This is a genomic window from Streptomyces tibetensis, from assembly GCF_040647715.1.
Classification (GTDB): domain Bacteria; phylum Actinomycetota; class Actinomycetes; order Streptomycetales; family Streptomycetaceae; genus Streptomyces; species Streptomyces tibetensis_A.
This window is the reverse complement of the sequence record NZ_JBEZCR010000003.1, coordinates 571,739-594,827: the sequence shown is the minus strand read 5'-3', so window position 1 is coordinate 594,827 and position 23,089 is coordinate 571,739. Positions and strand designations below refer to the sequence as shown.

Annotated in this window: 22 protein-coding genes and 1 tRNA gene; 8 read left to right on the top strand and 15 right to left on the bottom strand. The window is 71.5% G+C overall.

The window, feature by feature from the left end; all coding sequences use genetic code 11:
- Positions 1-57 precede the first annotated feature (57 nt).
- The 3 genes from AB0B29_RS11405 to AB0B29_RS11395 all read right to left on the bottom strand — a co-directional run bounded on the left by AB0B29_RS11405 (position 58) and on the right by AB0B29_RS11395 (position 2,204).
- Positions 58-762 carry an LPXTG cell wall anchor domain-containing protein gene (locus AB0B29_RS11405; protein ID WP_362237070.1) on the bottom strand — a complete coding sequence of 235 codons (705 nt, stop codon included), beginning with the start codon at positions 760-762 and terminating at the stop codon, positions 58-60.
- Positions 763-1,013: 251 nt separating this feature from the next.
- Positions 1,014-1,568, bottom strand: a complete 555-nt coding sequence (locus tag AB0B29_RS11400; RefSeq protein ID WP_362237068.1) for an ATP-binding protein — start codon at positions 1,566-1,568, stop codon at positions 1,014-1,016.
- A gap of 258 nt (positions 1,569-1,826) precedes the next feature.
- Positions 1,827-2,204: an STAS domain-containing protein gene (locus tag AB0B29_RS11395; RefSeq protein ID WP_031102780.1), complete on the bottom strand. Its 378-nt coding sequence runs from the start codon at positions 2,202-2,204 to the stop codon at positions 1,827-1,829.
- Between the two features lie 251 nt (positions 2,205-2,455).
- On the opposite strand from AB0B29_RS11395, the gene AB0B29_RS11390 reads away from it, so the two are divergent.
- The gene (locus tag AB0B29_RS11390; protein ID WP_436845827.1) at positions 2,456-3,370 is read left to right on the top strand and encodes an RNA polymerase sigma factor SigF; all 915 of its coding nucleotides are present in this window, start codon (positions 2,456-2,458) and stop codon (positions 3,368-3,370) included.
- Positions 3,371-3,464: 94 nt separating this feature from the next.
- On the opposite strand, the gene AB0B29_RS11385 is transcribed toward AB0B29_RS11390, so the two are convergent.
- The 5 genes from AB0B29_RS11385 to hutU all read right to left on the bottom strand — a co-directional run bounded on the left by AB0B29_RS11385 (position 3,465) and on the right by hutU (position 9,468).
- Positions 3,465-3,785: a hypothetical protein gene (locus AB0B29_RS11385; RefSeq protein WP_362237063.1), complete on the bottom strand. Its 321-nt coding sequence runs from the start codon at positions 3,783-3,785 to the stop codon at positions 3,465-3,467.
- Positions 3,786-3,936: 151 nt separating this feature from the next.
- Complete coding sequence (hutI, locus tag AB0B29_RS11380; protein WP_362237060.1) at positions 3,937-5,232, bottom strand: imidazolonepropionase; 1,296 nt, start codon at positions 5,230-5,232, stop codon at positions 3,937-3,939.
- Positions 5,229-6,581, bottom strand: coding sequence for a formimidoylglutamate deiminase (locus AB0B29_RS11375; protein ID WP_362237058.1), 1,353 nt, complete (start codon positions 6,579-6,581; stop codon positions 5,229-5,231). Before AB0B29_RS11375 ends, hutI begins: the two co-directional genes overlap by 4 nt.
- Entirely contained in the window at positions 6,572-7,774 is a 1,203-nt protein-coding gene (locus tag AB0B29_RS11370; protein WP_362237274.1) for an allantoate amidohydrolase, read from the bottom strand. Before AB0B29_RS11370 ends, AB0B29_RS11375 begins: the two co-directional genes overlap by 10 nt.
- A 29-nt stretch (positions 7,775-7,803) precedes the next feature.
- Positions 7,804-9,468: a urocanate hydratase gene (gene hutU / locus AB0B29_RS11365; RefSeq protein WP_362237055.1), complete on the bottom strand. Its 1,665-nt coding sequence runs from the start codon at positions 9,466-9,468 to the stop codon at positions 7,804-7,806.
- 128 nt (positions 9,469-9,596) lie between these two features.
- On the opposite strand from hutU, the gene AB0B29_RS11360 reads away from it, so the two are divergent.
- Positions 9,597-10,970, top strand: a complete 1,374-nt coding sequence (locus AB0B29_RS11360) for a diaminopimelate decarboxylase (RefSeq protein WP_362237053.1) — start codon at positions 9,597-9,599, stop codon at positions 10,968-10,970.
- A gap of 74 nt (positions 10,971-11,044) precedes the next feature.
- Here AB0B29_RS11360 and AB0B29_RS11355 read toward each other — a convergent pair whose 3' ends face one another.
- Complete coding sequence (locus tag AB0B29_RS11355; protein WP_362237050.1) at positions 11,045-11,629, bottom strand: hypothetical protein; 585 nt, start codon at positions 11,627-11,629, stop codon at positions 11,045-11,047.
- Between the two features lie 89 nt (positions 11,630-11,718).
- Positions 11,719-12,561, bottom strand: a complete 843-nt coding sequence (locus AB0B29_RS11350) for a MurR/RpiR family transcriptional regulator (RefSeq protein WP_362237047.1) — start codon at positions 12,559-12,561, stop codon at positions 11,719-11,721.
- A gap of 176 nt (positions 12,562-12,737) precedes the next feature.
- Between AB0B29_RS11350 and AB0B29_RS11345 the strand changes: the two genes are divergently transcribed.
- Positions 12,738-13,163, top strand: coding sequence for a hypothetical protein (locus AB0B29_RS11345; RefSeq protein WP_362237272.1), 426 nt, complete (start codon positions 12,738-12,740; stop codon positions 13,161-13,163).
- Between the two features lie 472 nt (positions 13,164-13,635).
- Here AB0B29_RS11345 and AB0B29_RS11340 read toward each other — a convergent pair whose 3' ends face one another.
- The gene (locus AB0B29_RS11340) at positions 13,636-15,024 is read right to left on the bottom strand and encodes a cystathionine beta-synthase (protein WP_362237045.1); all 1,389 of its coding nucleotides are present in this window, start codon (positions 15,022-15,024) and stop codon (positions 13,636-13,638) included.
- A 158-nt stretch (positions 15,025-15,182) separates the two neighbouring features.
- On the opposite strand from AB0B29_RS11340, the gene AB0B29_RS11335 reads away from it, so the two are divergent.
- The 3 genes from AB0B29_RS11335 to AB0B29_RS11325 all read left to right on the top strand — a co-directional run bounded on the left by AB0B29_RS11335 (position 15,183) and on the right by AB0B29_RS11325 (position 18,654).
- Positions 15,183-16,208 carry an SGNH/GDSL hydrolase family protein gene (locus AB0B29_RS11335; protein WP_362237043.1) on the top strand — a complete coding sequence of 342 codons (1,026 nt, stop codon included), beginning with the start codon at positions 15,183-15,185 and terminating at the stop codon, positions 16,206-16,208.
- 169 nt (positions 16,209-16,377) lie between these two features.
- The gene (locus AB0B29_RS11330) at positions 16,378-17,598 is read left to right on the top strand and encodes an acetyl-CoA C-acetyltransferase (protein WP_362237040.1); all 1,221 of its coding nucleotides are present in this window, start codon (positions 16,378-16,380) and stop codon (positions 17,596-17,598) included.
- A gap of 273 nt (positions 17,599-17,871) precedes the next feature.
- On the top strand, positions 17,872-18,654 hold the full coding sequence (locus AB0B29_RS11325; protein ID WP_362237037.1) for a hypothetical protein: 783 nt from the start codon (positions 17,872-17,874) through the stop codon (positions 18,652-18,654).
- Between the two features lie 70 nt (positions 18,655-18,724).
- Here AB0B29_RS11325 and AB0B29_RS11320 read toward each other — a convergent pair whose 3' ends face one another.
- Positions 18,725-19,030, bottom strand: coding sequence for a hypothetical protein (locus AB0B29_RS11320; RefSeq protein ID WP_362237035.1), 306 nt, complete (start codon positions 19,028-19,030; stop codon positions 18,725-18,727).
- Positions 19,031-19,131: 101 nt separating this feature from the next.
- On the opposite strand from AB0B29_RS11320, the gene AB0B29_RS11315 reads away from it, so the two are divergent.
- Positions 19,132-19,362: a DUF4287 domain-containing protein gene (locus AB0B29_RS11315; RefSeq protein ID WP_003990751.1), complete on the top strand. Its 231-nt coding sequence runs from the start codon at positions 19,132-19,134 to the stop codon at positions 19,360-19,362.
- 73 nt (positions 19,363-19,435) lie between these two features.
- On the opposite strand, the gene AB0B29_RS11310 is transcribed toward AB0B29_RS11315, so the two are convergent.
- The 3 genes from AB0B29_RS11310 to AB0B29_RS11300 all read right to left on the bottom strand — a co-directional run bounded on the left by AB0B29_RS11310 (position 19,436) and on the right by AB0B29_RS11300 (position 21,899).
- Positions 19,436-20,347, bottom strand: a complete 912-nt coding sequence (locus AB0B29_RS11310) for a Bax inhibitor-1/YccA family protein (RefSeq protein ID WP_362237032.1) — start codon at positions 20,345-20,347, stop codon at positions 19,436-19,438.
- A gap of 158 nt (positions 20,348-20,505) precedes the next feature.
- Positions 20,506-21,681: a 4-hydroxybenzoate 3-monooxygenase gene (locus AB0B29_RS11305; RefSeq protein WP_362237030.1), complete on the bottom strand. Its 1,176-nt coding sequence runs from the start codon at positions 21,679-21,681 to the stop codon at positions 20,506-20,508.
- Positions 21,682-21,812: 131 nt separating this feature from the next.
- A tRNA-Leu gene (locus AB0B29_RS11300) sits at positions 21,813-21,899 on the bottom strand.
- 415 nt (positions 21,900-22,314) lie between these two features.
- Here AB0B29_RS11300 and AB0B29_RS11295 point away from each other — a divergent pair.
- Positions 22,315-23,085: an ABC transporter ATP-binding protein gene (locus AB0B29_RS11295; RefSeq protein WP_362237028.1), complete on the top strand. Its 771-nt coding sequence runs from the start codon at positions 22,315-22,317 to the stop codon at positions 23,083-23,085.
- The last annotated feature ends 4 nt before the right edge of the window (positions 23,086-23,089 follow it).

The following is a 23,089-nucleotide window of genomic DNA, read 5'->3' as shown; positions in this document are numbered from 1 at the left end:
GGCGCACGGTGGCGGTCCGCGCGCATGCGGAGCGGTGCTCCGGCCCGGGGCCTCCCGTCAACGGCCCGCCCGTGCCCCCTGGTGGCGTCGGGTCAGCCACAGGGCACCTGCCGCCCCGGTGAGCAGGACCGTGCCGCCGAGGGTGCCGAGGGCGAGCGCCGAGTCCTCGGGCCCGGTCTGCGGCAGCCCGGCGCCGGTGTCCGGGCCGGAACCGCCGCCTCCCTGGGCGGAGCCGGTGGTGCCCCCACCCCCCGCGGCCTCGACGTCGAGGGTGAGGGACGGGCCCGGATCGTTCGTCGGGGTGCACGTGGTCGTCGTACCGAGCGCCTTGATGGTGAGCACAGCAGCCGTGAAGGTGACCTCACCGCTCTTCTTCGGCGTGTACGTGCCGCTCAGGTCGCTGATCTTGATGGGTGTGTTGGCCGGGATCGCGGCGTCGTTGGCGGGGCCGGTCACCGAGAGGGTGCCGCTGTCCGCACCGCCCAGGGCGATGGTGGCGCTCGGCGTCATCGCGCCCTTGCCCAGTTCGACCGGGCTGGAGGAGACGCCCTTCTGCCAGGACATGGTGATCCGGTAGCCGTTGCCGCTCTTGACGCCCTTGATGTCGATGGGAGAGACGGCACTCTTGTCGCCGATCGGCGTCTTGCACTGGTAGTTCACGTCGACGACCTCGGCCCGGGCGACGGGGGCGGCCATCCACACCGCCGAGCCGGCCAGGGCCGCGACGGACGCGAGCGCGGCGGTTCGTTTCCGGTACGACACGGTGCCGCTCCCCTTCCTGTTCCTGACGGCGTATCAGATAGGGCCGTCAAGGTACGCCCGGGGCCTTGAGGAAGGAAGACACGGCGCACGCCGGATCTGCCAGGGATCCGGCGTGCGCTGAGCGACGCCTGAGGGGTTCGGCGGCGCCCCGCACCGAGGGCGGTCACCTGTCCAGGCGCAGAGACCCCCAGGATCGAACAGGCCGGCCGTGATCACGCCGGTGCACCCGAACCGAACAGAGATCCCCAGGATCAGGCAGGTGCGCCCAGTTCCGCCCACACCGTCTTGCCGGAGACCCCCGGCTTGCGCACCACACCCCAGTCGAGGCACAGGCGCTGGACGATGAACATGCCGTGGCCCCCCGGGCGACCCGCGCGGTGCGGGGTGCGGGGTGCGGGCTGGCCGGTGCCCCGGTCGGCGACCTCGACGCGGATCACCTTGTTGTCGCAGGAGATCTGCAACTGGTCCGGCCCCTCGGCGTGCAGGCAGGCGTTGGTCACCAGCTCGGAGACGACCAGCAGCACATCCTCGGCGGCGGCCCGCTGGTCGGCGGAGGCGGCGGGCAGCCAGCCCCACGCGTACAGCGCCTGGCGGGTGAAGTCGCGGGCCAGCGGAACGACGCCGCTCTCGTCGTCGAAGCTCAGCCGACGCACCTGCGGACCCCCCGGCGGCGCCGCGGCCCCGGACGGCGCTCCCGCGCCCTCACCGGACGCACCGGTCGCCGCCACGCCACCCTCGGACGCCCCGGAAGCGCCGCCGGGCTCCGGCCCGCGGTCGCCCGGCGGGTAGGGCCGGGTGGTGCTCATCAGCGCTTCACCTCACCGATTCACCAGTTCACGATTCAGAAAATTCACTGCACAGCCAGTCACGATCCGGCCGGTCACGCGGTGCGCGGCACGTCGGATTCGCGGCGCCCCCGACACCCGGGTGCCCGACAGGTTCAGGATGTCTCCTGCCCTGGGGGACCGGCTGAACACCCATGTATTCCGCACGAAAGACGTGACAGGGCTGGGATACCGGTCACAGACGGATCGCCGAGGCACCGCGCGCCGACGCACCGCCGGTCAGCCCGACTCGTCGGCGAGGGCCGCCTCGAGCGAGTCATGGACACTGAAGACCGCGTCCGCACCCGTGATCTCGAACACGCGCGCCACCACCGGCTGCATGCCGGCGAGCGAGACGCCGCCACCGGCGGCCTCCGCCTTCAGCCGCGCCCCGAGGAGCACGTTGAGCCCCGTGGAGTCGCAGAACTCCAGGCGCGCGCAATCGATGACCAGGCGCTTGAATCCCTTGGCGAGGCAGTCCTCGAGTGGCTCGCGCAACAAATCGGCGGTGTGGTGATCCAACTCACCCGCCGGGGTCACGACGGCACTAGAGCCCTCTTCCCGCACCTCCACCAGAAGCCGGCCAGACTGTGCGCTGCCGACCGTCCCGCGGTCCATGCCGTCTCTCTCTCCTGACGTCGAGGCTGGTTGCTGACGCCCTCGAACACTACGCCTTCCCAGCACGGTCCGACACCCGAACAACTACACACAAACGGACATATGTCCACAGAACGCACTTGCGGTGGGCTCACGAAAGCGGGTAGGCCTAGTAAGGACACGTACCCGACACGGCCGGCTTTGGAGGCGCCGCACACCGCAGTGCACCTAACGGCTCCGGCAGCCATATGCCGAGAACGATGGAGGACATCATGTCACCCCGGCTCGACGGATCGCGTACCCACAAAGCGACGTCGACACCCCCTCCGGACCATCTGGATCCCATCGAGCGGGCCGAGACGCTCGTCACACAGGACGGCCTCCTCGCCGGACTTCCGGACATCCCCCGGTACGAGGAAGTCGACGCGGTCGACGCCCGGGCGCTGTCCAAGACCCTCTTCGAGCGTCTCGAGACGCTGGAGGAAGGGACCCACGAGTACTCGTACGTCCGCAACACGCTCGTCGAACTGAACCTCGCGCTGGTGAAGTTCGCCGCCTCCCGGTTCCGCTCCCGCAGCGAGCCGATGGAGGACATCATCCAGGTCGGCACCATCGGCCTGATCAAGGCGATCGACCGCTTCGAGCTGTCCCGCGGTGTGGAGTTCCCCACCTTCGCGATGCCGACCATCGTCGGTGAGATCAAGCGCTTCTTCCGCGACACCTCGTGGTCCGTGCGCGTTCCGCGGCGGCTGCAGGAGCTGCGGCTCGACCTGGCCAAGGCCGGTGACGAGCTGGCCCAGAAGCTGGACCGCGCCCCGACGGTGACCGAGCTCGCCGAGCGTCTCGGCCTCTCCAACGACGAGGTCGTCGAGGGCATGGCCGCGTCGAACGCCTACACCGCCTCCTCGCTGGACGCCCAGCCGGAGGAGGACGACTCCGAGGGTGCGCTCGCGGACCGCATCGGCTACGAGGACCACGGACTCGAAGGCATCGAGTACGTCGAGTCGTTGAAGCCGCTGATAGCCGAACTGCCGCCGCGCGACCGGAAGATCCTGTCCCTGCGGTTCGTCGCGGGCATGACCCAGTCGGAGATCGGCGAAGAGCTCGGCATCTCGCAGATGCACGTCTCGCGTCTGCTGTCGCGGACGCTGGTACGGCTGCGCAAGGCGCTGACCGTCGAGGAGTGACCCTCGACCCTGGTGAGCCTGGTGTACGTGTCCCTCGGGGGCGGGCCGCACGGCCCGCCCCCGGGCGCGTGCCGTCCGTGGTCGGCGCTGCCCTTCAGGAGTTGAGGAACAGCGCGGCCGTCGGCAGCAGCGGGGCCGTCAGGCTCAGCAGCCAGTAGGTGTGCGGAGCGAGTGCCGTCCGGCGCCGGAGCGGCCGGTTCGTGAGCCACCAGATCAGGCCGTAGAGCGTGACGACGGGGACGACGATCACGAGCGCGGGGGCCATGCCGTCGTTCTCGGTGGGTTCCCGCACGGTCCAGCCGGCGTCGGCGAGCGGCCAGTTCGCCGCGAGGTACCAGAGCAGCCAGAACGGCACCACGCCCGGGATCCCGAGCAGCACGTTCACCACGACTGGCACCGACCAGTGCTTCGCCAACCGTTCCCACCCCACGGGTCCCCGCCCTCCGCCGATGCCGGTCGTCCTCCGACGCGGCATCGCATTATCGCGGGTCCCGTGATCACACCTCACTCTCGGCGCCGCCGCAGCCTGCTGATCGGCGGTACGCCGGATCACCGCGGGCCGGTGATCACACCACGCGCTCTCCGCGCCGCCACACCCCGCTGACCAGCGGAACGCCGGGGCGGTAGGCGAGGTGGACGTGGCTCGGGGCGTCGAGGAGCGTCAGGTCCGCGTACGCGCCCGGCGTGAGGCGGCCCACGTCGTCACGCCGGAGGGCCGCCGCCCCGCCCGCCGTGGCGGACCACACGGCCTCGTCGGGGGTCATCCCCATGTCCCGTACGGCCAGCGCGATACAGAACGGGACGGACGAGGTGAAGGACGAGCCGGGGTTGCAGTCCGTGGACAGCGCGACCGTGACACCCGCGTCCAGCAGCCGCCGCGCGTCGGGCCACTCGGCCCGCGTGGAGAACTCGGCGCCGGGCAGCAGGGTGGCGACCGTACGGCCGGCCGCCAGGGCGTCCACATCAGCGTCGGTGAGGTGGGTGCAGTGGTCGGCGCTGGCCGCGTCGAGCTCGACCGCGAGCTGCACACCGGGGCCGTAGGAGAGCTGGTTGGCGTGGATGCGGGGGTGCAGGCCCTTCGCCTTGCCCGCGGTGAGGATCGCGCGGGCCTGGTCGCCGTCGAAGGCGCCCTTCTCGCAGAAGACGTCGATCCAGCGGGCGTGCGGGGCGCAGGCGTCCAGCATGTCGCCGGTGACCAGGGCGACATAGCCGGCCGGGTCCTCCGCGAACTCGGGGGCGACGATGTGGGCGCCGAGGTAGGTGACCTCGTCGGTGTGGGCGGCGGCGACGCGCAGGGCGCGGGCCTCGTCCTCGACGGTCAGGCCGTAGCCGGACTTGGTCTCGAACGTGGTGGTGCCCTGGCGGAGGGCCTCGGCGAGGTAACGGGTGACGTTGGCCTCGAGTTCCGCGTCGCCGGCCGCCCGGGTGGCGGCGACGGTGGTGCGGATACCGCCCGCGCTGTAGGGCCGCCCGGACATGCGGGCGTTGAACTCCTGTGTCCGGTCGCCCGCGAAGACGAGGTGGGAGTGGGAGTCCACGAAGCCGGGGACGACCGCCCGGCCTTCGGCGTCGACCCGATTGTCAGTGGCGGGTGCTTTGCTTTGATCACCGGTCCACACGACGCGGTCGCCCTCGATGACGACGGCCGCGTCCTGGACCAGTCCCAGGGGGGAACCGTCACCGGAGGAGGGGTCGTTGGTGACCAGGCTGGCGATGTTGGTGATGAGCGTGCTTGCGGTGCTCGCGGACTGGGCGGGGCTGACGGTCGTCGCGTTGCTCATGGCGTCCTTGGTGGCCTGCTCGGCGGTGGGGTGGGGTTCGGGGGCGGAGGCGGGCCGCGCGGGTGTGCGGCCCGAGGTCATCCGCGCAGGGCTTCGACGGCGTCCGCGAGGGCCCGCGGCACATCCGGTACGAGGCAGTGGACCCCGTCCCGTACGACGTGCCGCCCTGCCACGACCGTATGCGACACGTCTGCTGCCGACGCAGCGAATACGGCCGTCTCGGCCCCGAGCCGCGGAAGCGGCCCTGCCGTCCTGACCGAGTCGAGCGCGACGGTGGTGAAGTCGGCGAGCGCGCCGGTCTCCAGTGCCCCCGCCTCGTCCCAGCCGAGGGCCGCGTGGCCGTCGGGCGAGGCCGCCCGCAGCAGGGCCGCCGCCGTCCAGTGACCCCGGGTGCGGGAGCGCAGCCGCTCGTTCAGCTCCAGTGCCCGCGCCTCTTCGAGAAGGTCGATGACGGCGTGGCTGTCGGAGCCGAGACAGAGCGGTGAGCCCTCGTTCTGCAGGGCTACGGCCGGCCCGATGCCGTCCGCGAGGTCCCGTTCGGTGGTCGGGCACATGCAGGTTCCGGTGCCGCTGCCGCCGATGAGCGAGATGTCCTCGGCGGTGAGGTGGGTGTTGTGGACGCCGGTGGTGCGCGGCCCGAGGACGCCGTGCAGGGCGAGGAGCTGGGTCGGGGTGCAGCCGTGGATCTCCCGGCACGCCTCGTTCTCGGCGGTCTGCTCGGACAGGTGCACATGGAGCGGGGCCCGCCGCTCCCCGGCCCACCGCGCGACGGTCTCCAACTGCTCGGCCGGCACGGCCCGTACGGAGTGGATCGCCGCGCCGATCCGTGCGTGATCCCGTTCCTTGAGAAGTGAACAGCGTGCGGCCCAGGCCTCGGCGTCCCCGTCGGAGAAGCGGAGCTGGTGGGTGGTGGGGGGCTGCCCGAAGCCGGAGGAGAGGTAGGCGGTGTCGAGGAGGGTGATGCGGATCCCGGCTTCGGCGGCGGCCGCGATGAGGGCCTCGCCCATGGCGTTGGGGTCGGCGTAGGGGGTGCCGCCGGGGGCGTGGTGGACGTAGTGGAACTCGCCGACGGCCGTGATGCCGGCCAGGGCCATCTCGGCGTACACCGCGCGGGCGAGGGCGTGGTAGCTGTCCGGGGTGAGGCGGTCGGCCGTGGCGTACATGACCTCGCGCCAGGTCCAGAAGGTGCCGGAGCCGACCTGGACGGTGCCGCGCAGGGCACGGTGGAAGGCGTGGCTGTGGGCGTTGGCCAGGCCGGGCAGGGTGAGCCCGCGCAGGACCTCGGCGCCGGGGGGCGGGGCGGGGGTGCCGCTGCGGACGGCGGTGATGCGGCCGTCCCTGACGTCGAGGGCGACGCCCGGCTCGACGTGTGTGCCGAGCCAGGCGTGCTCCAGCCAGTACGTCCGCGGGGCTGCTGTCGTCACCTGCACGCCAGTCCTTCCAGTACGTCGGCGAGTGCGAGGACCCCGGCCACGCAGTCGTCCTCGCTCGCGGACTCGGCCGGGGAGTGGGAGACGCCGGTGGGGTTGCGCACGAACAGCATGGCGGTCGGGATGCTCCCGGACAGGATCCCGGCGTCGTGTCCCGCGCCGGTACCGAGGACGGGGACCGTGAGGTCGGTGTCCGTGCCGAGGATGCGGGCGAGTTCGTCGCGCAGGGCGTGGTCGAACTCGACGACGGGGGTGAAGGACTCGCGGACGATGTCGAGGTCGATGCCGTGGGCGTCCGCGTAACTCCGGGCCGCTTTCTCGATGCCGCCGACCACGGTGTCGAGGCTCACCTGGTCCTCGGCGCGGGAGTCGAGCCAGCCGCGCACCACGGAGGGGATGGCGTTGACGCCGTTCGGTTCCACGGCGATCTTGCCGAAGGTGGCGACGGCCCCGGCGAGTTCGGCCTCGCGCCGGGCGGCGAGGACGGTCTCGGCGTAGGACAGCATGGGGTCGCGGCGGTCGGCGAGCCGGGTGGTGCCGGCGTGGTTGGCCTCGCCGCGGAAGTCGAACCGCCACCGGCCGTGCGGCCAGATCGCGCTGGCGAGGCCGACCCGGTCGCCGGACAGGTCCAGGGCCCGGCCCTGCTCGACGTGCAGTTCCACGAAAGCGCCGATGCGGGCGAGCCGTTCGGGGTCCGGCCCGATGGTGTCCGGGTCGTATCCGGCCGCCTCCATGGCCCGGGGCAGCGTCACGCCGTCGCCGTCGGTGAGGCGGTGCGCCTGTTCGCGGGTGAGCTGCCCGGCGGTGAGCCGGGACCCGACGCAGGCGAGTCCGAACCGGGCGCCCTCCTCGTCACCGAAGTTCACGATGGCGAGGGGCCGGTCGAAGCGGGCGTCCCTGCGGCGCAGCTCGTCCAGGGCGGCGAAGGCGGACACGACACCGAGCGGGCCGTCGAAGGCGCCGCCGTCCGGCACGGAATCCAGGTGCGACCCCGTGACGACCGCGTCCGACTCGGCGGGGTCGCCGAGCCAGGCCCACTGGTTGCCGTTCCGGTCGACCTCGTAGCGCAGCCCGCGGGCCGTGGCCTGGTCCTCGAACCAGGCCCGGCATTCACCGTCCACCGCGGTCCAGGCGAACCGTCGGTAGCCGCCGGAGTCGGGGTGCCGCCCGAGGGGGAGCAGCTCGCGCCACATGTGGTGGAAGGAGCTGCCGCTGTTCCGGGTCACGCCTGGTCACCTTCGCGCATGGGGACGCGGACGCCCCGCTCCCCCGCCACCGACTCCGCGATGTCGTACCCGGCGTCGACGTGCCGGATGACGCCCATGCCGGGGTCGTTGGTGAGCACCCGGCGGATCTTCTCGCCCGCGAGCGCCGTGCCGTCGGCCACCGTGACCTGCCCGGCGTGGATCGACCGGCCCATCCCGACGCCGCCGCCGTGGTGGATCGACACCCAGGACGCGCCGGAGGCGACGTTGACCATGGCGTTCAGCAGCGGCCAGTCGGCGATCGCGTCGGATCCGTCGAGCATGGCCTCGGTCTCGCGGTAGGGGGAGGCGACGGACCCGCAGTCGAGGTGGTCGCGGCCGATGACGACCGGCGCGGCGAGCTCCCCGCTCGCGACCATGTCGTTGAACCGCTCACCGGCCTTGTCCCGCTCGCCGTAGCCGAGCCAGCAGATCCGGGCGGGCAGGCCCTGGAAGTGGACGCGTTCGCCGGCCATCTTGATCCAGCGGGCGAGGGACTCGTTCTCCGGGAAGAGGTCCAGGATCGCCTTGTCGGTCTTGGCGATGTCGGACGCCTCGCCGGACAGTGCGGCCCAGCGGAAGGGGCCCTTGCCCTCGCAGAACAGGGGGCGGATGTAGGCGGGGACGAAGCCGGGGAAGGCGAAGGCCCGGTCGTATCCGGCGAGCTGGGCCTCGCCGCGGATGGAGTTGCCGTAGTCGAAGACCTCGGCGCCGGCGTCCATGAAGCCGACCATGGCCTCGACGTGCCGGGCCATGGACTCGCGGGCCCGGGTGGTGAAGCCGGCCGGGTCCTTGGCGGCGGCGTCGGCCATGTCCTCGAAGGCGGTGCCCAGCGGCAGGTAGGCCAGCGGGTCGTGGGCCGAGGTCTGGTCGGTGACGATGTCGATGGGGGCGCCCATGGCGAGGAGCTGCGGGACCAGTTCGGCGGCGTTGCCGAGGACGCCGATGGACAGGGGGCGGCGGGCGTCGCGCGCCTCCGTCGCCAGCGTCAGCGCGTGGTCCAGGCTGTCGGCCTTGACGTCGAGGTACCGGTGCTCGATGCGCCGGTCGATGGCGCGCGGGTCGCAGTCGATGCAGATCGCCACACCGTCGTTCATCGTCACGGCGAGCGGCTGGGCGCCGCCCATGCCGCCGAGACCGGCGGTGAGGGTGATGGTGCCGGCCAGCGTCCCGCCGAACTTCTTGGCGGCGACGGCGGCGAAGGTCTCGTAGGTGCCCTGGAGGATGCCCTGGGTGCCGATGTAGATCCAGGAGCCGGCGGTCATCTGGCCGTACATGGTCAGGCCGAGCTGTTCGAGGCGGCGGAACTCCTCCCAGTTGGCCCAGTCGCCGACGAGGTTGGAGTTGGCGATGAGGACGCGCGGGGCCCACTCGTGGGTCTGCATGACGCCGACGGGGCGGCCGGACTGGACCAGCATGGTCTCGTCCTGCTTCAGGCCCTTCAGGGTGCGCACCATGGCGTCGAAGGAGCGCCAGTCGCGCGCGGCCTTGCCGGTGCCGCCGTAGACGACGAGCTTGTCGGGGTGCTCGGCGACCTCGGGGTCGAGGTTGTTCTGCAGCATCCGCAGGGCGGCTTCCTGCTGCCATCCCAGGGCGCTCGGTTCCGTGCCGCGCGGCGCTCGGACAGGGCGGGGTCCTGACATGGTCTGCCTCCTGGTGGGTGCTCCCGGCGGAATGTTGCCGCTTCTATTCACATCCTGACTCCATGAATAGGGCTAGTCAATACGTGGGGGCGTCGGCGCGGCGGTGCCGTGGATGTTTGGCTGGATGCATGGGCGCACACAGCGAGGCGGAAGAGCGGGACGGCACCGGGGCCGGGCGGGCGGCCCGGCGGAACGAGGCGGTGCGGGCCGCCGTGGAACAGGGGCTGCTCGGGCCCGACAGCCCCATCGTCGGGCTGCTGGACGTCGTCGGCATCCGGGAGTCGGTGGCGGAGCTGCGGTCGGCGTTCGAGGCGGTGATGGCGCCGGGCACACCCGTGCTGCACGCCTTCGCGGTGAAGGCGACCCCGCTGGTTCCGGTGCTGCGGCTGCTGCGCGAGGAGGGCCTCGGGGCGGAGGTCGCGAGCCCGGGTGAGCTGGCCCTGGCGCGGGCCGCGGGAATGCCGTCGGAGATGACGGTGCTCGACTCGCCCGCGAAGACGCCGGCCGAGCTGCGCGAGGCGCTGGACCTCGGTGTCGCCGTCAACGCGGACAACCCGCAGGAACTGGACCGCATCGACTCCCTGATGCGGTCGGGCGCCAGCCGCTCCCCTCTCGGAATCCGGGTGAACCCGCAGGTCGGGGGTGGTTCCATCGAGGCGTTGTCCACGGCGACGGCCACCTCGAAATTCGGGGTGGCGCTGCGCGACGAAGGCGCCCGGCAGTGGGTCGTCCGGGCGTATCTGGACCGGCCGTGGCTGACCCGGCTGCACGCGCACACCGGGTCCCAGGGCGTCCCCCTGGCCCTGATGGCACGGGGCGTGGCGGAGACGTACGAGCTGGCGGAGGAGATCAACCGGCGGGCCGGGCGGCCGCAGGTCGACACGCTCGACATCGGTGGCGGCCTGCCGGTGAACTTCGCGTCGGAGGAGACGACTCCGACGTACACGCAGTACGCGCGACTGCTGGGCGAAGAGGTACCGGGGCTGTTCGACGGACGGTACGGGCTGGTCACCGAGTTCGGGCGGTCACTGCTGGCCAAGCACGGGACGGTGGTGGCACGGGTCGAGTACGCGAAGACCTCCGGCGGCCGGGCGGTGGCGGTGACCCATGCCGGGGTGCAGGTGGCCACGCGGACCGTGTACGCGCCGGGGAGCTGGCCGTTGCGGATCTCCGCGTACGACGCGAAGGGGCGGCCGAAGGAGGGGCCCGTGGTGGTGCAGGACATCGCGGGGCCGGCCTGTTTCGCGGGGGACCTGCTGGCCGAGGGGCGGTCCATGCCGTTGCTGGAGCAGGGGGACTACGCGGCGGCGCTGGACACCGGGGCGTACTACTTCGCGCAGCACTACGGCTACAACTCGCTGGTGCGGCCAGGGGTGTACGGGTTCGGGCCGGGCGGGCGGTTCGCGGTGGTGCGGCGGCCGCAGAGTGTGGAGGAGGTCGTCGCCGAGTCGGGTGGGGCGCAGGTGGAGGCGCTGACGCGAGCGGGGTGGGGGGTTCCGTAGTGCTGCGGCCGCGGGTGCGTCGTGGTTCGTCGCGCGGTTCCCCGCGCCCCTGAGGTGGGTCGAGCACCGCCCGGTCACACCAGCGCCGGCGATTTCCTTCGTGCGCCTCCCGGTGCGGCATCGCCTGCCGCGATGCCCGTGCTGCGGTAGGCCTTCACCCGCTTGCCGGCCGGGTGGGCCGATCCCCCGCGCAGCCAGTCCACGCGGACCCACAGCAGTGCTTCGCCGGCCCGCTCCCGGCGGCCCAGCCAGGCCGACTTCAGCCACAGGCCCGCGCCGCAGCCGGCGAGGAGCATGCCTCCGGCCGCCGGGGCCGCGAAGGCGCTGCCCAGGGCGGCGAGGAAGGCGAGGAGGAGCCACCAGCGGTGTCCCCGGCGCCAGTTGCGTACCGTGACCGCGCGATCCTGGAGCACGTCGTGCTTTTTGGCCCGGGACGCCGAGGCTGCCAGGGTCGCGTAGCGCCTGCGGCGGCCGTAGGCCACGGCGGCCGTCGCCAGGACGAAGAGGGCCGCTCCGGCCAGGACGCCGATGCGACGTCCGGTCAGGCCCGGTGTGAGCAGGCCGATGCCTGCCGCGAGAACACCCAGCCACCACAGCGGGGCCGCCCCCGCCCGTACGACGACGGCCACCCGGGCCAGTCCCTGTCCTCCGCGTGTCACGTCCAGCCTCCGTCCGGTCTCCGAAGCCTTGGGGGGACGTACGGTAGCGCCGCAACGTGAGACGAGTATGAGAAGACGCCGGGCGCGCGTCAGTCGACGAACAGACCCCGCGCCGCCGCCTTCGTGTCGAACTCCTCCAGGCGGGCCTGGGCCTGGGGCAGGTCGTCGCACATGGCCTCCAGCAGGACCCGGCCGAGCAGCATGGGCGCACAGGCCGTGTCGAAGGCGAGGCCGGTGCCGACGGCGGCCGGGAGCAGCAGGTCGGACACTTTGTCGACGGGTGCGAAGGCGGAGTCGGCGACCGTGACGACGGTCAGCCCGGCCCCCTTGGCGTAGGCGAGGGTGTCGACGACCTCGCGGGGGTGCCGGGGCAGCGCGAAACAGAGCAGTGCGCTCGCGCCGGCCCGGACGGCGGCGTCGATGCGGTCCTGGAGCATCGTGCCGCCCTCACCGAGCAGCCGTACGTCGGGGTGGACCTTGGCGGCGAAGTAGGCGAAGCCGTGTGCCTGGGCGGCGGCCGCCCGCAGACCAAGGACGAGGAGGGGGCGGGAGGCCGCGAGGAGACGCCCCGCGCGCTGCACGGGCCCGGGGTCGGCGAGCACCTCCGCCAGGTGCCGCAGGTTCTCGATCTCGGCCTCGACGGCCTGCTGGTACTCGTTGTGGGCCGCGGCCTCCTCGGCGGGTTCCGCGGGGGCGACCTCGCGCAGATGGCGGCGCAGGGCGGGATAGCCGTCGAAGCCCAGGGCGACGGCGAAGCGGGTCACGGACGGCTGGCTGACCCCGGCCAGCTCGGCGAGCTCCACGCTCGACAGGAACGGCACGTCGGCAGCGCGCCGCACCATGCTGTGCGCGATGCGCCGCTGGGTCGGCGTCAGCCGGTGGCCCTCGAAGAGTGCCTGCAGCCGCGCGGCAGGGCTGTCGCTCACGCTCATGACGTGCTCCCCCTCGCCTATTCAGTAGCTGAGGATTCTGCATGAGCATATGCAGAGCGGCAAGCCGGGCCGGAGGACGGCGACGGCACGACGACCGGCATCCCCCTGGGAGAACAGGGGGGCTAACCCCAGTGCGGCCGACGGCGGCGCTTTCTACGGTGGACCGCATGACGGGAATGGACGCGTGGGACACCGACCTGAAGAAGGAACTCGACGCCACCCTGCACGCCCGCAGGGAGCTGGGTGAGGACTACGAGTCGGTGCTGGTCGACTCCTTCCTGGAGAAGGTCGACCAGCGGATCGACGGCGCGGTGGAGCGCCGGGTGCGCCGGCAGCTCGCCGAGCAGCAGATGCAGACGGCCCGGGACTCGCGGTCGCCGCGGGCCACGGACTCCTGGGGTGAGCGGTTCGGCTTCGGGATCGTCTCCCTGGTCCTCGCGATGCCGTTGTCCGCGATCGGCGGGGGCCTGGCCCAGCTGCCCGGCCTGCTCGTCGCCTGGGCGGGCATCGTCGGCGTCAACGTCGCCCAGGCGGCCCGTACCAACCCGAACCTCTTCGGCCGCCGCCCCAAGTCCTCCCGGGGCAGCGACTGGGAGGACTGAGCGCCCGGCCCGGCCCGCCTCGGACCTGCCGCGTCGGCAGCGCGACGGGCCGGCACCGCGGGGTGAGACACGCGCAGGAGGCGCGTGGGAAGGTGCGCGCAAGACGCCTGGGGGGGGGAGTGTGCGCGCATGACGCGTGGGGGAATGTGCGCGGGGACCGCCGCACCCCCGTGAACGGGGGGCGGGACGACGGCGGTCCCCGCGAGGGACGCGGGCCCGGTCAGGGCCGGGCTTGCGCGTCCGTGGCGTCCGTGGAGGTCCGGGAGCCGCTCCGGAGGTCCGTTGACGCCGTTCGGCGCCGGCCCGGGCGGGGAGCCGCTCCCGCCCTTGCCGACACCCACCAATGTGCAGGACCCGTGTTAAGCGAGTGCTGCGCGAACGTGACACCCGCGTACCGGTTCCACGAAGTCGGCGAAGATCACGGACGCCGCAAGTTCACCCGGTTCACGGGCAGTTCACCGGGGGTTGGCCGTCACTTCCCCGTGCGGGCGAGGAAGGACAGCAGGTCCTGCCGGCTGACCACACCGGTCGGCTTGCCCTCGACGAGCACGATCGCCGCGTCCGCCTTGCCCAGCACGGCCATCAGGTCCGCGACCGGCTCGCCGGAGCCGACCTGGGGCAGCGGGCCGGACATGTGCTTCTCCAGCGGGTCCTCCAGCGAGGCGCTCTTGCTGAACAGCGCGTCCAGCAGCTCGCGTTCCACGACCGAGCCGACGACCTCGGCCGCCATCACGTCGGGGTGGCCGGCGCCCGGCTTGACGACCGGCATCTGCGAGACGCCGTACTCACGCAGCACCTCGATGGCCTGACCGACCGTCTCCTCCGGGTGCATGTGGACGAGGGAGGGCATGCGGTCGCCCTCCTTGTCGTTCAGGACGTCGCCGACGCGGGCGCTCGGGCCGGTGTCCTCCAGGAAGCCGTAGTCGGCCATCCACTCGTCGTTGAAGATCTTGCTGAGGTAACCGCGGCCGCTGTCCGGGAGCAGCACCACCACGACGTCGTCCGGGCCGAGCCGCTCGGCGACCTCCAGCGCGGCGACGACCGCCATGCCGCAGGAGCCGCCCACCAGCAGGCCCTCCTCCTTGGCCAGGCGGCGGGTCATCTGGAAGGAGTCCTTGTCGGAGACGGCGACGATCTCGTCCGCGACGGTCCGGTCGTAGGCGGTCGGCCAGAAGTCCTCACCGACGCCCTCGACGAGGTAGGGCCGGCCGGAGCCGCCGGAGTAGACGGAGCCCTCGGGGTCCGCGCCGACGACCTTCACGGAGCCGTCGCTGATCTCCTTGAGGTAGCGGCCGGTCCCGGAGATGGTGCCGCCGGTGCCCACGCCCGCCACGAAGTGGGTGATCTTCCCCTCGGTCTGCTCCCACAGCTCGGGGCCGGTCGAGTGGTAGTGGGAGAGCGGGTTGTTGGGGTTGGAGTACTGGTCCGGCTTCCAGGCCCCGGGCGTCTCACGGACCAGCCGGTCGGAGACGTTGTAGTAGGAGTCCGGGTGCTCGGGGTCGACGGCCGTCGGGCAGACGACGACCTCGGCACCGTAGGCGCGCAGCACGTTGATCTTGTCGGTGCTCACCTTGTCGGGGCACACGAAGATGCACTTGTACCCCTTCTGCTGCGCCACGATGGCGAGCCCGACGCCCGTGTTGCCGCTGGTCGGCTCGACGATCGTGCCGCCGGGCTTGAGCGCGCCGCTCTCCTCCGCCGCCTCGATCATGCGCAGGGCGATGCGGTCCTTCACCGAACCGCCGGGGTTGAAGTACTCCACCTTGGCCAGGACGGTCGCCCTGATGCCCTTGGTCACGCTGTTGAGCTTCACCAGCGGGGTGTTGCCGACGAGGCTGATCATCGAGTCGTGGAATCGCACCGTTGTCTCCGGATGCCGCAAAGAAATGGTCCTGATGGTGCCGCCAGCCTATGACCTCGCCGTGGTCCGTGACGGTCGTTCACTCCTGGTTGCGATTGGGCGACGGCCTGTACGGGGCAAGCACTGGGTGTACGGGTTCGAGGAGGTGGCGGCGACGCATGACGAGCATGTCGAGGGCGAGGGTGGCCCGGCGGATCGCGGCCGGCGCGGCTTATGGCGGCGGCGGGGTCGGTCTGGCCGGGGCGGCCGCACTGGGGCTGGTGCTGGCCGAGGTGCAGCTGGCGCGGCGCCGGGTGGGCAACGGCACGTCCCCTCATGTGCCGCACGCGGACGGGCTGTACGGCCGTACGTACGCCGGTCCAACCGGGGCGCCGCTGAGGCTGACGATGCTGGGTGACTCCACGGCCGCGGGCCAGGGCGTGCACCGGGGCGGGCAGACACCGGGGGCGCTGCTGGCGTCGGGGCTGGCCGCGCTGGCGGAGCGGCCGGTGGAGCTGCGCACGGTGGCGACCCCGGGGGCCTGTTCGGACGACCTGGACCGCCAGGTGTCCCTGGTGCTGGCCGATCCCGCTCCGGTGCCCGACATCTGCGTGATCATGGTCGGGGCGAACGACGTCACCCACCGCATGCCGGCGACCCGTTCGGTGCGCTGTCTGGCGTCCGCGGTGCGGCGGCTGCGCACGGCCGGTGCGGAGGTGGTGGTCGGCACCTGCCCGGACCTCGGCACGATCGAGCCGGTCCGGCAGCCCCTGCGCTGGCTGGCCCGGCGGGCCTCACGCCAGTTGGCGGCGGCCCAGACGATCGGGGTCGTCGAACAGGGCGGCCGCACCGTGTCGCTGGGCGACCTGCTGGGCCCGGAGTTCGCCGAGAACCCGCGCGAACTGTTCGGCCCGGACAGCTACCACCCCTCGGCCGAGGGCTACGCGACGGCGGCGATGGCGGTGCTGCCGACCGTCTGCGCGTCCCTGGGCCTGTGGCCCGCCGACGAGGAGCGCCCGGACGCCTCCCGCCGCGAGGGCTTCCTGCCGGTGGCACGGGCGGCGGCGGAGGCCGCTTCGGAGGCGGGCACGGAGGTCGCGGCGGCGATGCCGAGCGGGCCACGCGGCCCGTGGGCCCTGCTGAAACGCCGGCGGCGCCGGCGGGTACCCGAGCAGGAACCGACCCCGGCGACCCCTTCGAGCTGAGGAGTACTTTCGAACCGAGAAAGACCCCTCCGAGCCGGGGCGCCAGAAAAGCAAGCGCTTGGAAACTGCGGTCAGGGTCACACCGCGACACCCGTGACCCAGGCCATACGTACGGGTAACTTCCCAGTCAGCCCTGCCAGACCACCCGGTACGTCAATGGAGCCGTTTGATGCCCGAAGCCGTGATCGTCTCAGCCGCCCGCTCCCCCATCGGCCGCGCCTTCAAGGGCTCCCTGAAGGACGTGCGACCGGACGACCTGACCGCCACGATCATCCAGGCCGCACTGGCCAAGGTCCCCGAGCTGGACCCGAGGGACATCGACGACCTGATGCTCGGCTGCGGCCTGCCCGGCGGCGAGCAGGGCCACAACCTCGGCCGCGTCGTCGCCGTACAGATGGGCATGGACCACCTGCCGGGCTGCACCGTCACCCGGTACTGCTCCTCCTCCCTGCAGACCTCCCGGATGGCCCTGCACGCCATCAAGGCCGGTGAGGGCGACGTCTTCATCTCGGCCGGCGTCGAGACGGTCTCCCGTTACACCAAGGGCAACTCCGACAGCCTCCCCGACACGCACAACCCCCTCTTCGCCGACGCCGAGGCCCGCACCGCGGCGGTCGCCGAGTCCGAGGGCTCGACCTGGCACGACCCGCGCGAGGACGGCCTGCTCCCCGACCCGTACATCGCGATGGGCCAGACCGCCGAGAACCTCGCCCGCGCCAAGGGCGTCACCCGCCAGGACATGGACGAGTTCGGCGTCCGCTCGCAGAACCTCGCCGAGGAAGCCATCAAGAACGGCTTCTGGGAGCGCGAGATCACCCCGGTCACCCTCCCCGACGGCACGGTCGTCTCCAAGGACGACGGCCCCCGCGCCGGCGTCACCCTGGAAGGCGTGCAGGGCCTCAAGCCGGTCTTCCGCCCCGACGGCATGGTCACGGCCGCCAACTGCTGTCCACTGAACGACGGCGCCGCGGCCCTCGTGATCATGTCCGACACCAAGGCCCGCGAGCTGGGCCTCACCCCGCTCGCCCGCATCGTCTCCACCGGCGTCTCCGGCCTCTCCCCCGAGATCATGGGCCTCGGCCCGGTCGAGGCGAGCAACCAGGCGCTGCAGCGCGCCGGCCTGACCATCGACGACATCGACCTGGTCGAGATCAACGAGGCGTTCGCCGCGCAGGTGATCCCCTCCTACCGCGACCTGGGCATCCCGCTGGAGAAGCTGAACGTCAACGGCGGCGCGATCGCCGTCGGCCACCCCTTCGGCATGACTGGTGCCCGCATCACGACCACGCTGATCAACTCCCTCCAGTTCCACGACAAGCAGTTCGGTCTGGAGACGATGTGCGTCGGCGGCGGCCAGGGCATGGCCATGGTCATCGAGCGCCTCAGCTGAGCGGCGCGCCGTAGCCGCCATAGCACCCGCTGTGAGCTCCCGGCCCAGAACCCTGAAAACACCAGGGTTCTGGGCTGTTTTGTGATCCAATCTCCCCCAGGATGTGACCTATCTCCCTCCGCGAGGAGAGAAGCGCAGGTCACAGCAGCCCCACCCCCTCCCCCGACACCGAAGCCCTGTCCGTTTCGTGACGTTACGCACTGACAGCTGGTTAGTCCGCCCTTCAAGCTGATGTAGGAAGTCGGGGGTCGACTTTGAACCGGGAGTACGTCAGTGAGCGCCATGCCGATCGCGTTGCTGGTCACCACGGCCGCCACGGGCGCCGTGGGCGTCGCCGTCCTGCGCACCGTCCTGCAGCTGCGCCGACAGGTCGCGGCCCTGCACACGGCGCTGGCCGAGAGCCGCGCCGCCACCACCCGCGCGCTGCTGCCCGCCGCTCGTACCACCGCCGACACCGATGAGATACGCGCCGCCGTGGCGGCGGCACTCGCCGAGGAGCGGGAGCGGGAGCTCGCCGAGGCGCGGGCGTTCTGGGCCGCTCAGGAGGCTCGCGACGCCTCCGACGCACCCCCGCTGCTGGGCCTGTCCGAGCACGATCTCTTTCTGCCCCGCCAGGCCGATTTCGCGGGTCTGGAGCCGGTGTCCGAGCCCGGCGCGGACACCGAGGAGCCGGTCGGCGAGTCCCCGGAGCTGGCCGCGGCCCGCCGTCGCCACCCGTCCCACCCGGACTTCGTGCCGGCCCAGTCGCCGGTCGTGAACGACCACGAGCGCACCGTCGCCACCCTGGAGGAGCTGGCCTCCTCGCGCGTGGAGCTGACGGATGTGCGCCCCGGCCCGCTGGGCACGCTGGACGTCTACGTCTTCGCCGACGGCACGACCCTGTGCATGACCCCGGGCCACCGGGAGACGGCGGAGCACCTCGCCGCAGCCCTCCGCGCGGGCGCCACCCCGGTCCTCCTGGGCGGCTCCGGCATCTCGGGCGCGTACACCCTGACGTTCGAGTGCGGCGAGGAAAACGTCTACATCCTGGCGGACCGGGTCATCGCGTCCCTTTAGGGGAGCGCCCCGTCAGGGGCGTGGGGAACTGCGCGAGCAACCGATGACGGCCCGCACCCGCGGACGAAGCTCAGACACCCGCCCGCTTCTGCGCTTCCTCCACCAACCGCACCGCCTCATCGACGTCGGCCTCACCGGGAATCACAACGGCCAGATCATGCCCGGCCACGGTGATCTGATCTGCGGCAGCAAACATCCCCGCATCAGGCATCTCCCGAGGCTCCACGCCCTCGAGGACCTGCGCCCTGCGGGCCAACTCCCGGGCCAGCTCAAGAGCCTCGGCTGCAGCGCCCCGCTGCAACCTGCTCTGGGGCGCAGCCCTCAATCGATCGGCGAAGTGCTCCACCGCACGGCTCAGAGGCGTCGTATCAACCACGCCGCGAGCGTACGCGTCGCACCGGGACTGTTGCCAACGGGCGAACACTCAGGCACCGTGACCTGAAGGACCGGCTTACATCCCAGCGTCCGGAGGCGCCGATGTCCCAAGTCTTCTCCGAAGAGACCCATCGCAACATGCTCGCCCGCATCCCCCACTGCACCGGTCGTCAGATCTCCGACTGGTTGCGCACCGTCGACGAAGGCCCGGCGCTCTTCCGCTTCGAGGAAAAGGTCAGCTGGCTCCGGCACGAACACAACCTCGCGTACGGCCACGCCAAGGCGATCGTCCACGAGTACGACCTGAGGAGGGCCGCGCGCAAACTGCTCTGAGGCGCGCACCCTCCCCCCGACGACGAAGGGCCCCGACCGAAGCCGGGGCCCTTCGCGCTACGACCGTCGAGGACTAGTCGCTGCTGTTGAGGATCGACAGGAGCCTCAGGAACTCCATGTAGATCCACACCAGCGTCAGCGTGAGGCCGAAGGCCGCGAGCCAGGCCTCCTCGCGCGGGGCGCCGTAGGCGATGCCGTCCTCGACCTGCTTGAAGTCCAGGGCGAGGAAGCAGGCACCGAGGATGATGCCGATGACGCCGAAGACGACGCCGAGGGCACCGCTGCGGAAGCCGAGGCCGTCACCGCCGCCGAACACCGCGAACAGCAGGTTCACGGTCATCAGCAGGATGAAGCCGAGCGCGGCCGCCATCACGAAGCCGTAGAAACGGCGGTTGACGCGGATCCAGCCGGCCTTGTACGCGATCAGCACACCGGCGAAGACCGCCATGGTGCCGATCACGGCCTGCATGGCCGCACCGTCGGCGATGCGGTTGTCGACGATGTTGGACACGACGCCGAGGAAGACACCCTCGAACGCGGCGTACGTCAGGATGAGCGCGGGCGAGGCCTTGCGCTTGAAGGACTGCACGAACGCCAGGACCATGCCGATCAGCGCGGCGCCGATACCGATGCCGTAGCTACGGCCGATGTTGGCGTCGTCGATCGGCAGCAGCGCCCAGGAGAGCGCGGCGGTGATGACGAGCACGCCGAGCGTGCTCGCCGTGCGCAGGACGACGTCGTCGATGGTCATCCGGCCGGTGGTGGCCGGGGCCTGCGGCGGCGCGCCGTACTGCAGGTCCTGCTGCTGGGCGTATGGGTTCTGCGCGTACGGGTTCTGGGCGTACGGGTTGCCCGTCGGCTGGGCGTACGGGTTGCCCTGGGTGGCGACAGCGGGACCCCCGGCCTGCGGCGCGGTGTTGAAGCCCGCGTAGCCGTTGTCGCGGCTGAACCCCCGTCGCGAGAAGACCGGGTTTCTGCTCCTCATTTCACTCCTCCATGGCCACCAGGCGTGGCCTTGGCTCAAGAGTAATAGGTAGGCAAAGGAATGACCCTACTGCTTGGGGAGGATCTTTCCCTCGTCGTGCTGCGCAACACGCTACGTGGCGTGGTGATTCCCCTCACCGGAGGGGGTCATCGGCGGACTCACCCGAGGGGGAAGCCCGTGTACGCCTCCGCCAGGTCCGTCTCGGCGGCGCGGGAGGAGGTGATCCGCTCCAGCCGGGCGAGCTGGAGCCGGTCCTCGAAGGGCGTCGCGCCGGGCGCGCGGTGCAGCAGGGTCGTCATGTCGTAGGAGAACCGCTCCGCCTGCCAGACGCGGCGCAGGCAGGTGGCGGAGTAGGCGTCGAGCAGCTCCGCCGATCCGGTCTCCTGCCGGTGGATCAGGGCCCGGGCGAAGGTCACGACGTCGCCGACGGCGAGGTTCAGGCCCTTGGCCCCGGTCGGCGGGACGATGTGCGCCGCGTCACCGGCGAGGAAGAGGCGGCCGTGGCGCATGGGCTCGTGGACGTAGGAGCGCATGGGCGTGACCGACTTCTGGGTGATCGGGCCGCGTTCCAGGTGCCAGTCGTCGGCGGTCTCGAACCGGCGCTCCAGCTCGTCCCAGATCTCCTCGTCGCTCCACGTCCCGGCGTCGGTGCCGTCGGGCACCTGGAGGTAGAGGCGCGAGACGGCCGGCGACCGCATGGAGAGCAGGGCGAAGCCGCGGTCGTGGCGGGCGTAGACGAGCTCGTCGTGGGAGGGCGGCACGTCGGCGAGGATGCCGAGCCACCCGAAGGGGTACGTCCGCTCGAAGACCTGGGTCAGTGCGGCGGGGATCGCCTTGCGGGCCACACCCCAGAAGCCGTCGCAGCCGACGACGTAGGCGCACTCCAGGACGTCCTCGCGGCCCTCGTGCCGGAAGCGGATCCGCGGGGCGTCGGTGCCGGCGTCCTCCACGGCCAGCGCCTCCGCCTCGAAGAGCAGGGGGCCGCCTTCCCGGAGCTGCAGGGCGATGAGGTCCTTGCAGACCTCGGTCTGGGCGTAGACCATCACCGACCGGCCGCCGGTGAGGGCGGGGAAGTCGACGCGGTGGCGCCTGCGGTCGAAGCGGAGCTCGATGCCGTCGTGGCGCAGTCCCTCGCGGTCCATGCGCTCCCCGGCACCGGCCGCCCGCAGCACGTCCGCCGTGCCCTGCTCCAGGATCCCGGCGCGCTGCCGCCGTTCGACGTAGGAACGGTCGCGGCTCTCCAGGACGACCGACTCGATGCCGGCGTTGTGGAGCAGCCGGGCGAGGAGGAGGCCGGCGGGGCCCGCTCCGATGATGCCGACGGTGGTGCGCATCGGACGACCTCTTCCCATCCAGGTTCGTCAGGTGAAATTTCTTTCACCATGTGGGTCTGAGTCTCCGACGGCACAGGGCCGCTGTCAACGGGCACGCCGTGAACTCCTCAATGGACCACACAGGGATCGGATGGTGCCCGGAGCCGGACTCGAACCGGCACGCCCGCGAAGGGGCAGCGAGGTTTAAGCTCGCCGTGTCTGCATTCCACCATCCGGGCAGGCCGTGGGCTCCGCATCGAGGTTCCGAGACTATCCGGACGGGTCCCCCGAACAGCGGAAGCGTGGACCGATGTTGTCTTATTTTATTGACGTCTGAGGGTGCATCAGCCCACGGAACGCGCCATCCGCACTTGCCAACAGCCTTGCGTGCGGCGGTCCGCCGCGTATGCGGAATGACGGAATTTCACCGCCTGAACGAGGGCACTCCACCTGTTCTCGACACCCGGATGCATGTGTTCCCGACACCGGGGCCCTCAGGGGTGTTCGTCATCCCCAGGTATGACACTGCCCCGCGCGGTAAGACCGCAGTCGGTCTCCGGAACCGGAACAACGGGGGACTACACGGCGGCGTGGGACCCGGACGATGGAACACGTCCTTCCCCATGCACAGCCGTCCGACAGGAGTGCCATCCCGTGACCACCGCCCCCCTCACCGACCGGGCCACCGCAGCGGCCGCGCGCGCCACGGATCTGTCGAAGGTCTACGGGCAGGGTGAGACCCAGGTGGTCGCCCTGGACCGTGTCTCCGTCGACTTCCGGCAGGCGGAGTTCACCGCGATCATGGGCCCGTCCGGCTCCGGCAAGTCCACCCTGATGCACTGCGTGGCCGGCCTCGACTCCTTCTCCTCCGGGTCGGTGCGCATCGGCGACACCGAGCTCGGCTCGCTGAAGGACAAGCAGCTGACCAAGCTGCGCCGGGACAAGATCGGCTTCATCTTCCAGGCGTTCAACCTGCTGCCGACCCTCACGGCCCTGGAGAACATCACCCTTCCGATGGACATCGCGGGGCGCAAGCCGGACAAGGAGTGGCTGGACTCCGTGATCCGCATGGTCGGCCTGGCGGACCGGCTCGGCCATCGGCCGTCCCAGCTGTCCGGCGGTCAGCAGCAGCGCGTCGCGGTGGCCCGGGCGCTGGCTTCCAAGCCCGAGATCATCTTCGGTGACGAGCCCACCGGCAACCTCGACTCGCGCTCGGGCGCCGAGGTGCTGGGCTTCCTGCGCAACTCCGTGCGCGAGCTGGGCCAGACGGTGGTGATGGTGACGCACGACCCGGTGGCCGCCGCCTACGCGGACCGGGTGGTCTTCCTCGCGGACGGCCGGATTGTCGACGAGATGCACGGGCCGACGGCCGACTCCGTGCTCGACCGCATGAAGGCGTTCGACGCCAAGGGCCGCACCAGCTGATCCC

Bases quoted from the DNA above. Each gene is read 5' to 3' on its own strand.
- AB0B29_RS11400 (WP_362237068.1), bottom strand. From the start codon at position 1,568: ATGAGCACCACCCGGCCCTACCCGCCGGGCGACCGCGGGCCGGAGCCC.
- AB0B29_RS11395 (WP_031102780.1), bottom strand. From the start codon at position 2,204: ATGGACCGCGGGACGGTCGGCAGCGCACAGTCTGGCCGGCTTCTGGTG.
- AB0B29_RS11390 (WP_436845827.1), top strand. From the start codon at position 2,456: ATGTCACCCCGGCTCGACGGATCGCGTACCCACAAAGCGACGTCGACA.
- hutI (WP_362237060.1), bottom strand. From the start codon at position 5,232: ATGACCTCGGGCCGCACACCCGCGCGGCCCGCCTCCGCCCCCGAACCC.
- AB0B29_RS11370 (WP_362237274.1), bottom strand. From the start codon at position 7,774: ATGTGGCGCGAGCTGCTCCCCCTCGGGCGGCACCCCGACTCCGGCGGC.
- hutU (WP_362237055.1), bottom strand. From the start codon at position 9,468: ATGTCAGGACCCCGCCCTGTCCGAGCGCCGCGCGGCACGGAACCGAGC.
- AB0B29_RS11360 (WP_362237053.1), top strand. From the start codon at position 9,597: ATGGGCGCACACAGCGAGGCGGAAGAGCGGGACGGCACCGGGGCCGGG.
- AB0B29_RS11350 (WP_362237047.1), bottom strand. From the start codon at position 12,561: ATGAGCGTGAGCGACAGCCCTGCCGCGCGGCTGCAGGCACTCTTCGAG.
- AB0B29_RS11345 (WP_362237272.1), top strand. From the start codon at position 12,738: ATGGACGCGTGGGACACCGACCTGAAGAAGGAACTCGACGCCACCCTG.
- AB0B29_RS11335 (WP_362237043.1), top strand. From the start codon at position 15,183: ATGACGAGCATGTCGAGGGCGAGGGTGGCCCGGCGGATCGCGGCCGGC.
- AB0B29_RS11330 (WP_362237040.1), top strand. From the start codon at position 16,378: ATGCCCGAAGCCGTGATCGTCTCAGCCGCCCGCTCCCCCATCGGCCGC.
- AB0B29_RS11315 (WP_003990751.1), top strand. From the start codon at position 19,132: ATGTCCCAAGTCTTCTCCGAAGAGACCCATCGCAACATGCTCGCCCGC.
- AB0B29_RS11310 (WP_362237032.1), bottom strand. From the start codon at position 20,347: ATGAGGAGCAGAAACCCGGTCTTCTCGCGACGGGGGTTCAGCCGCGAC.
- AB0B29_RS11305 (WP_362237030.1), bottom strand. From the start codon at position 21,681: ATGCGCACCACCGTCGGCATCATCGGAGCGGGCCCCGCCGGCCTCCTC.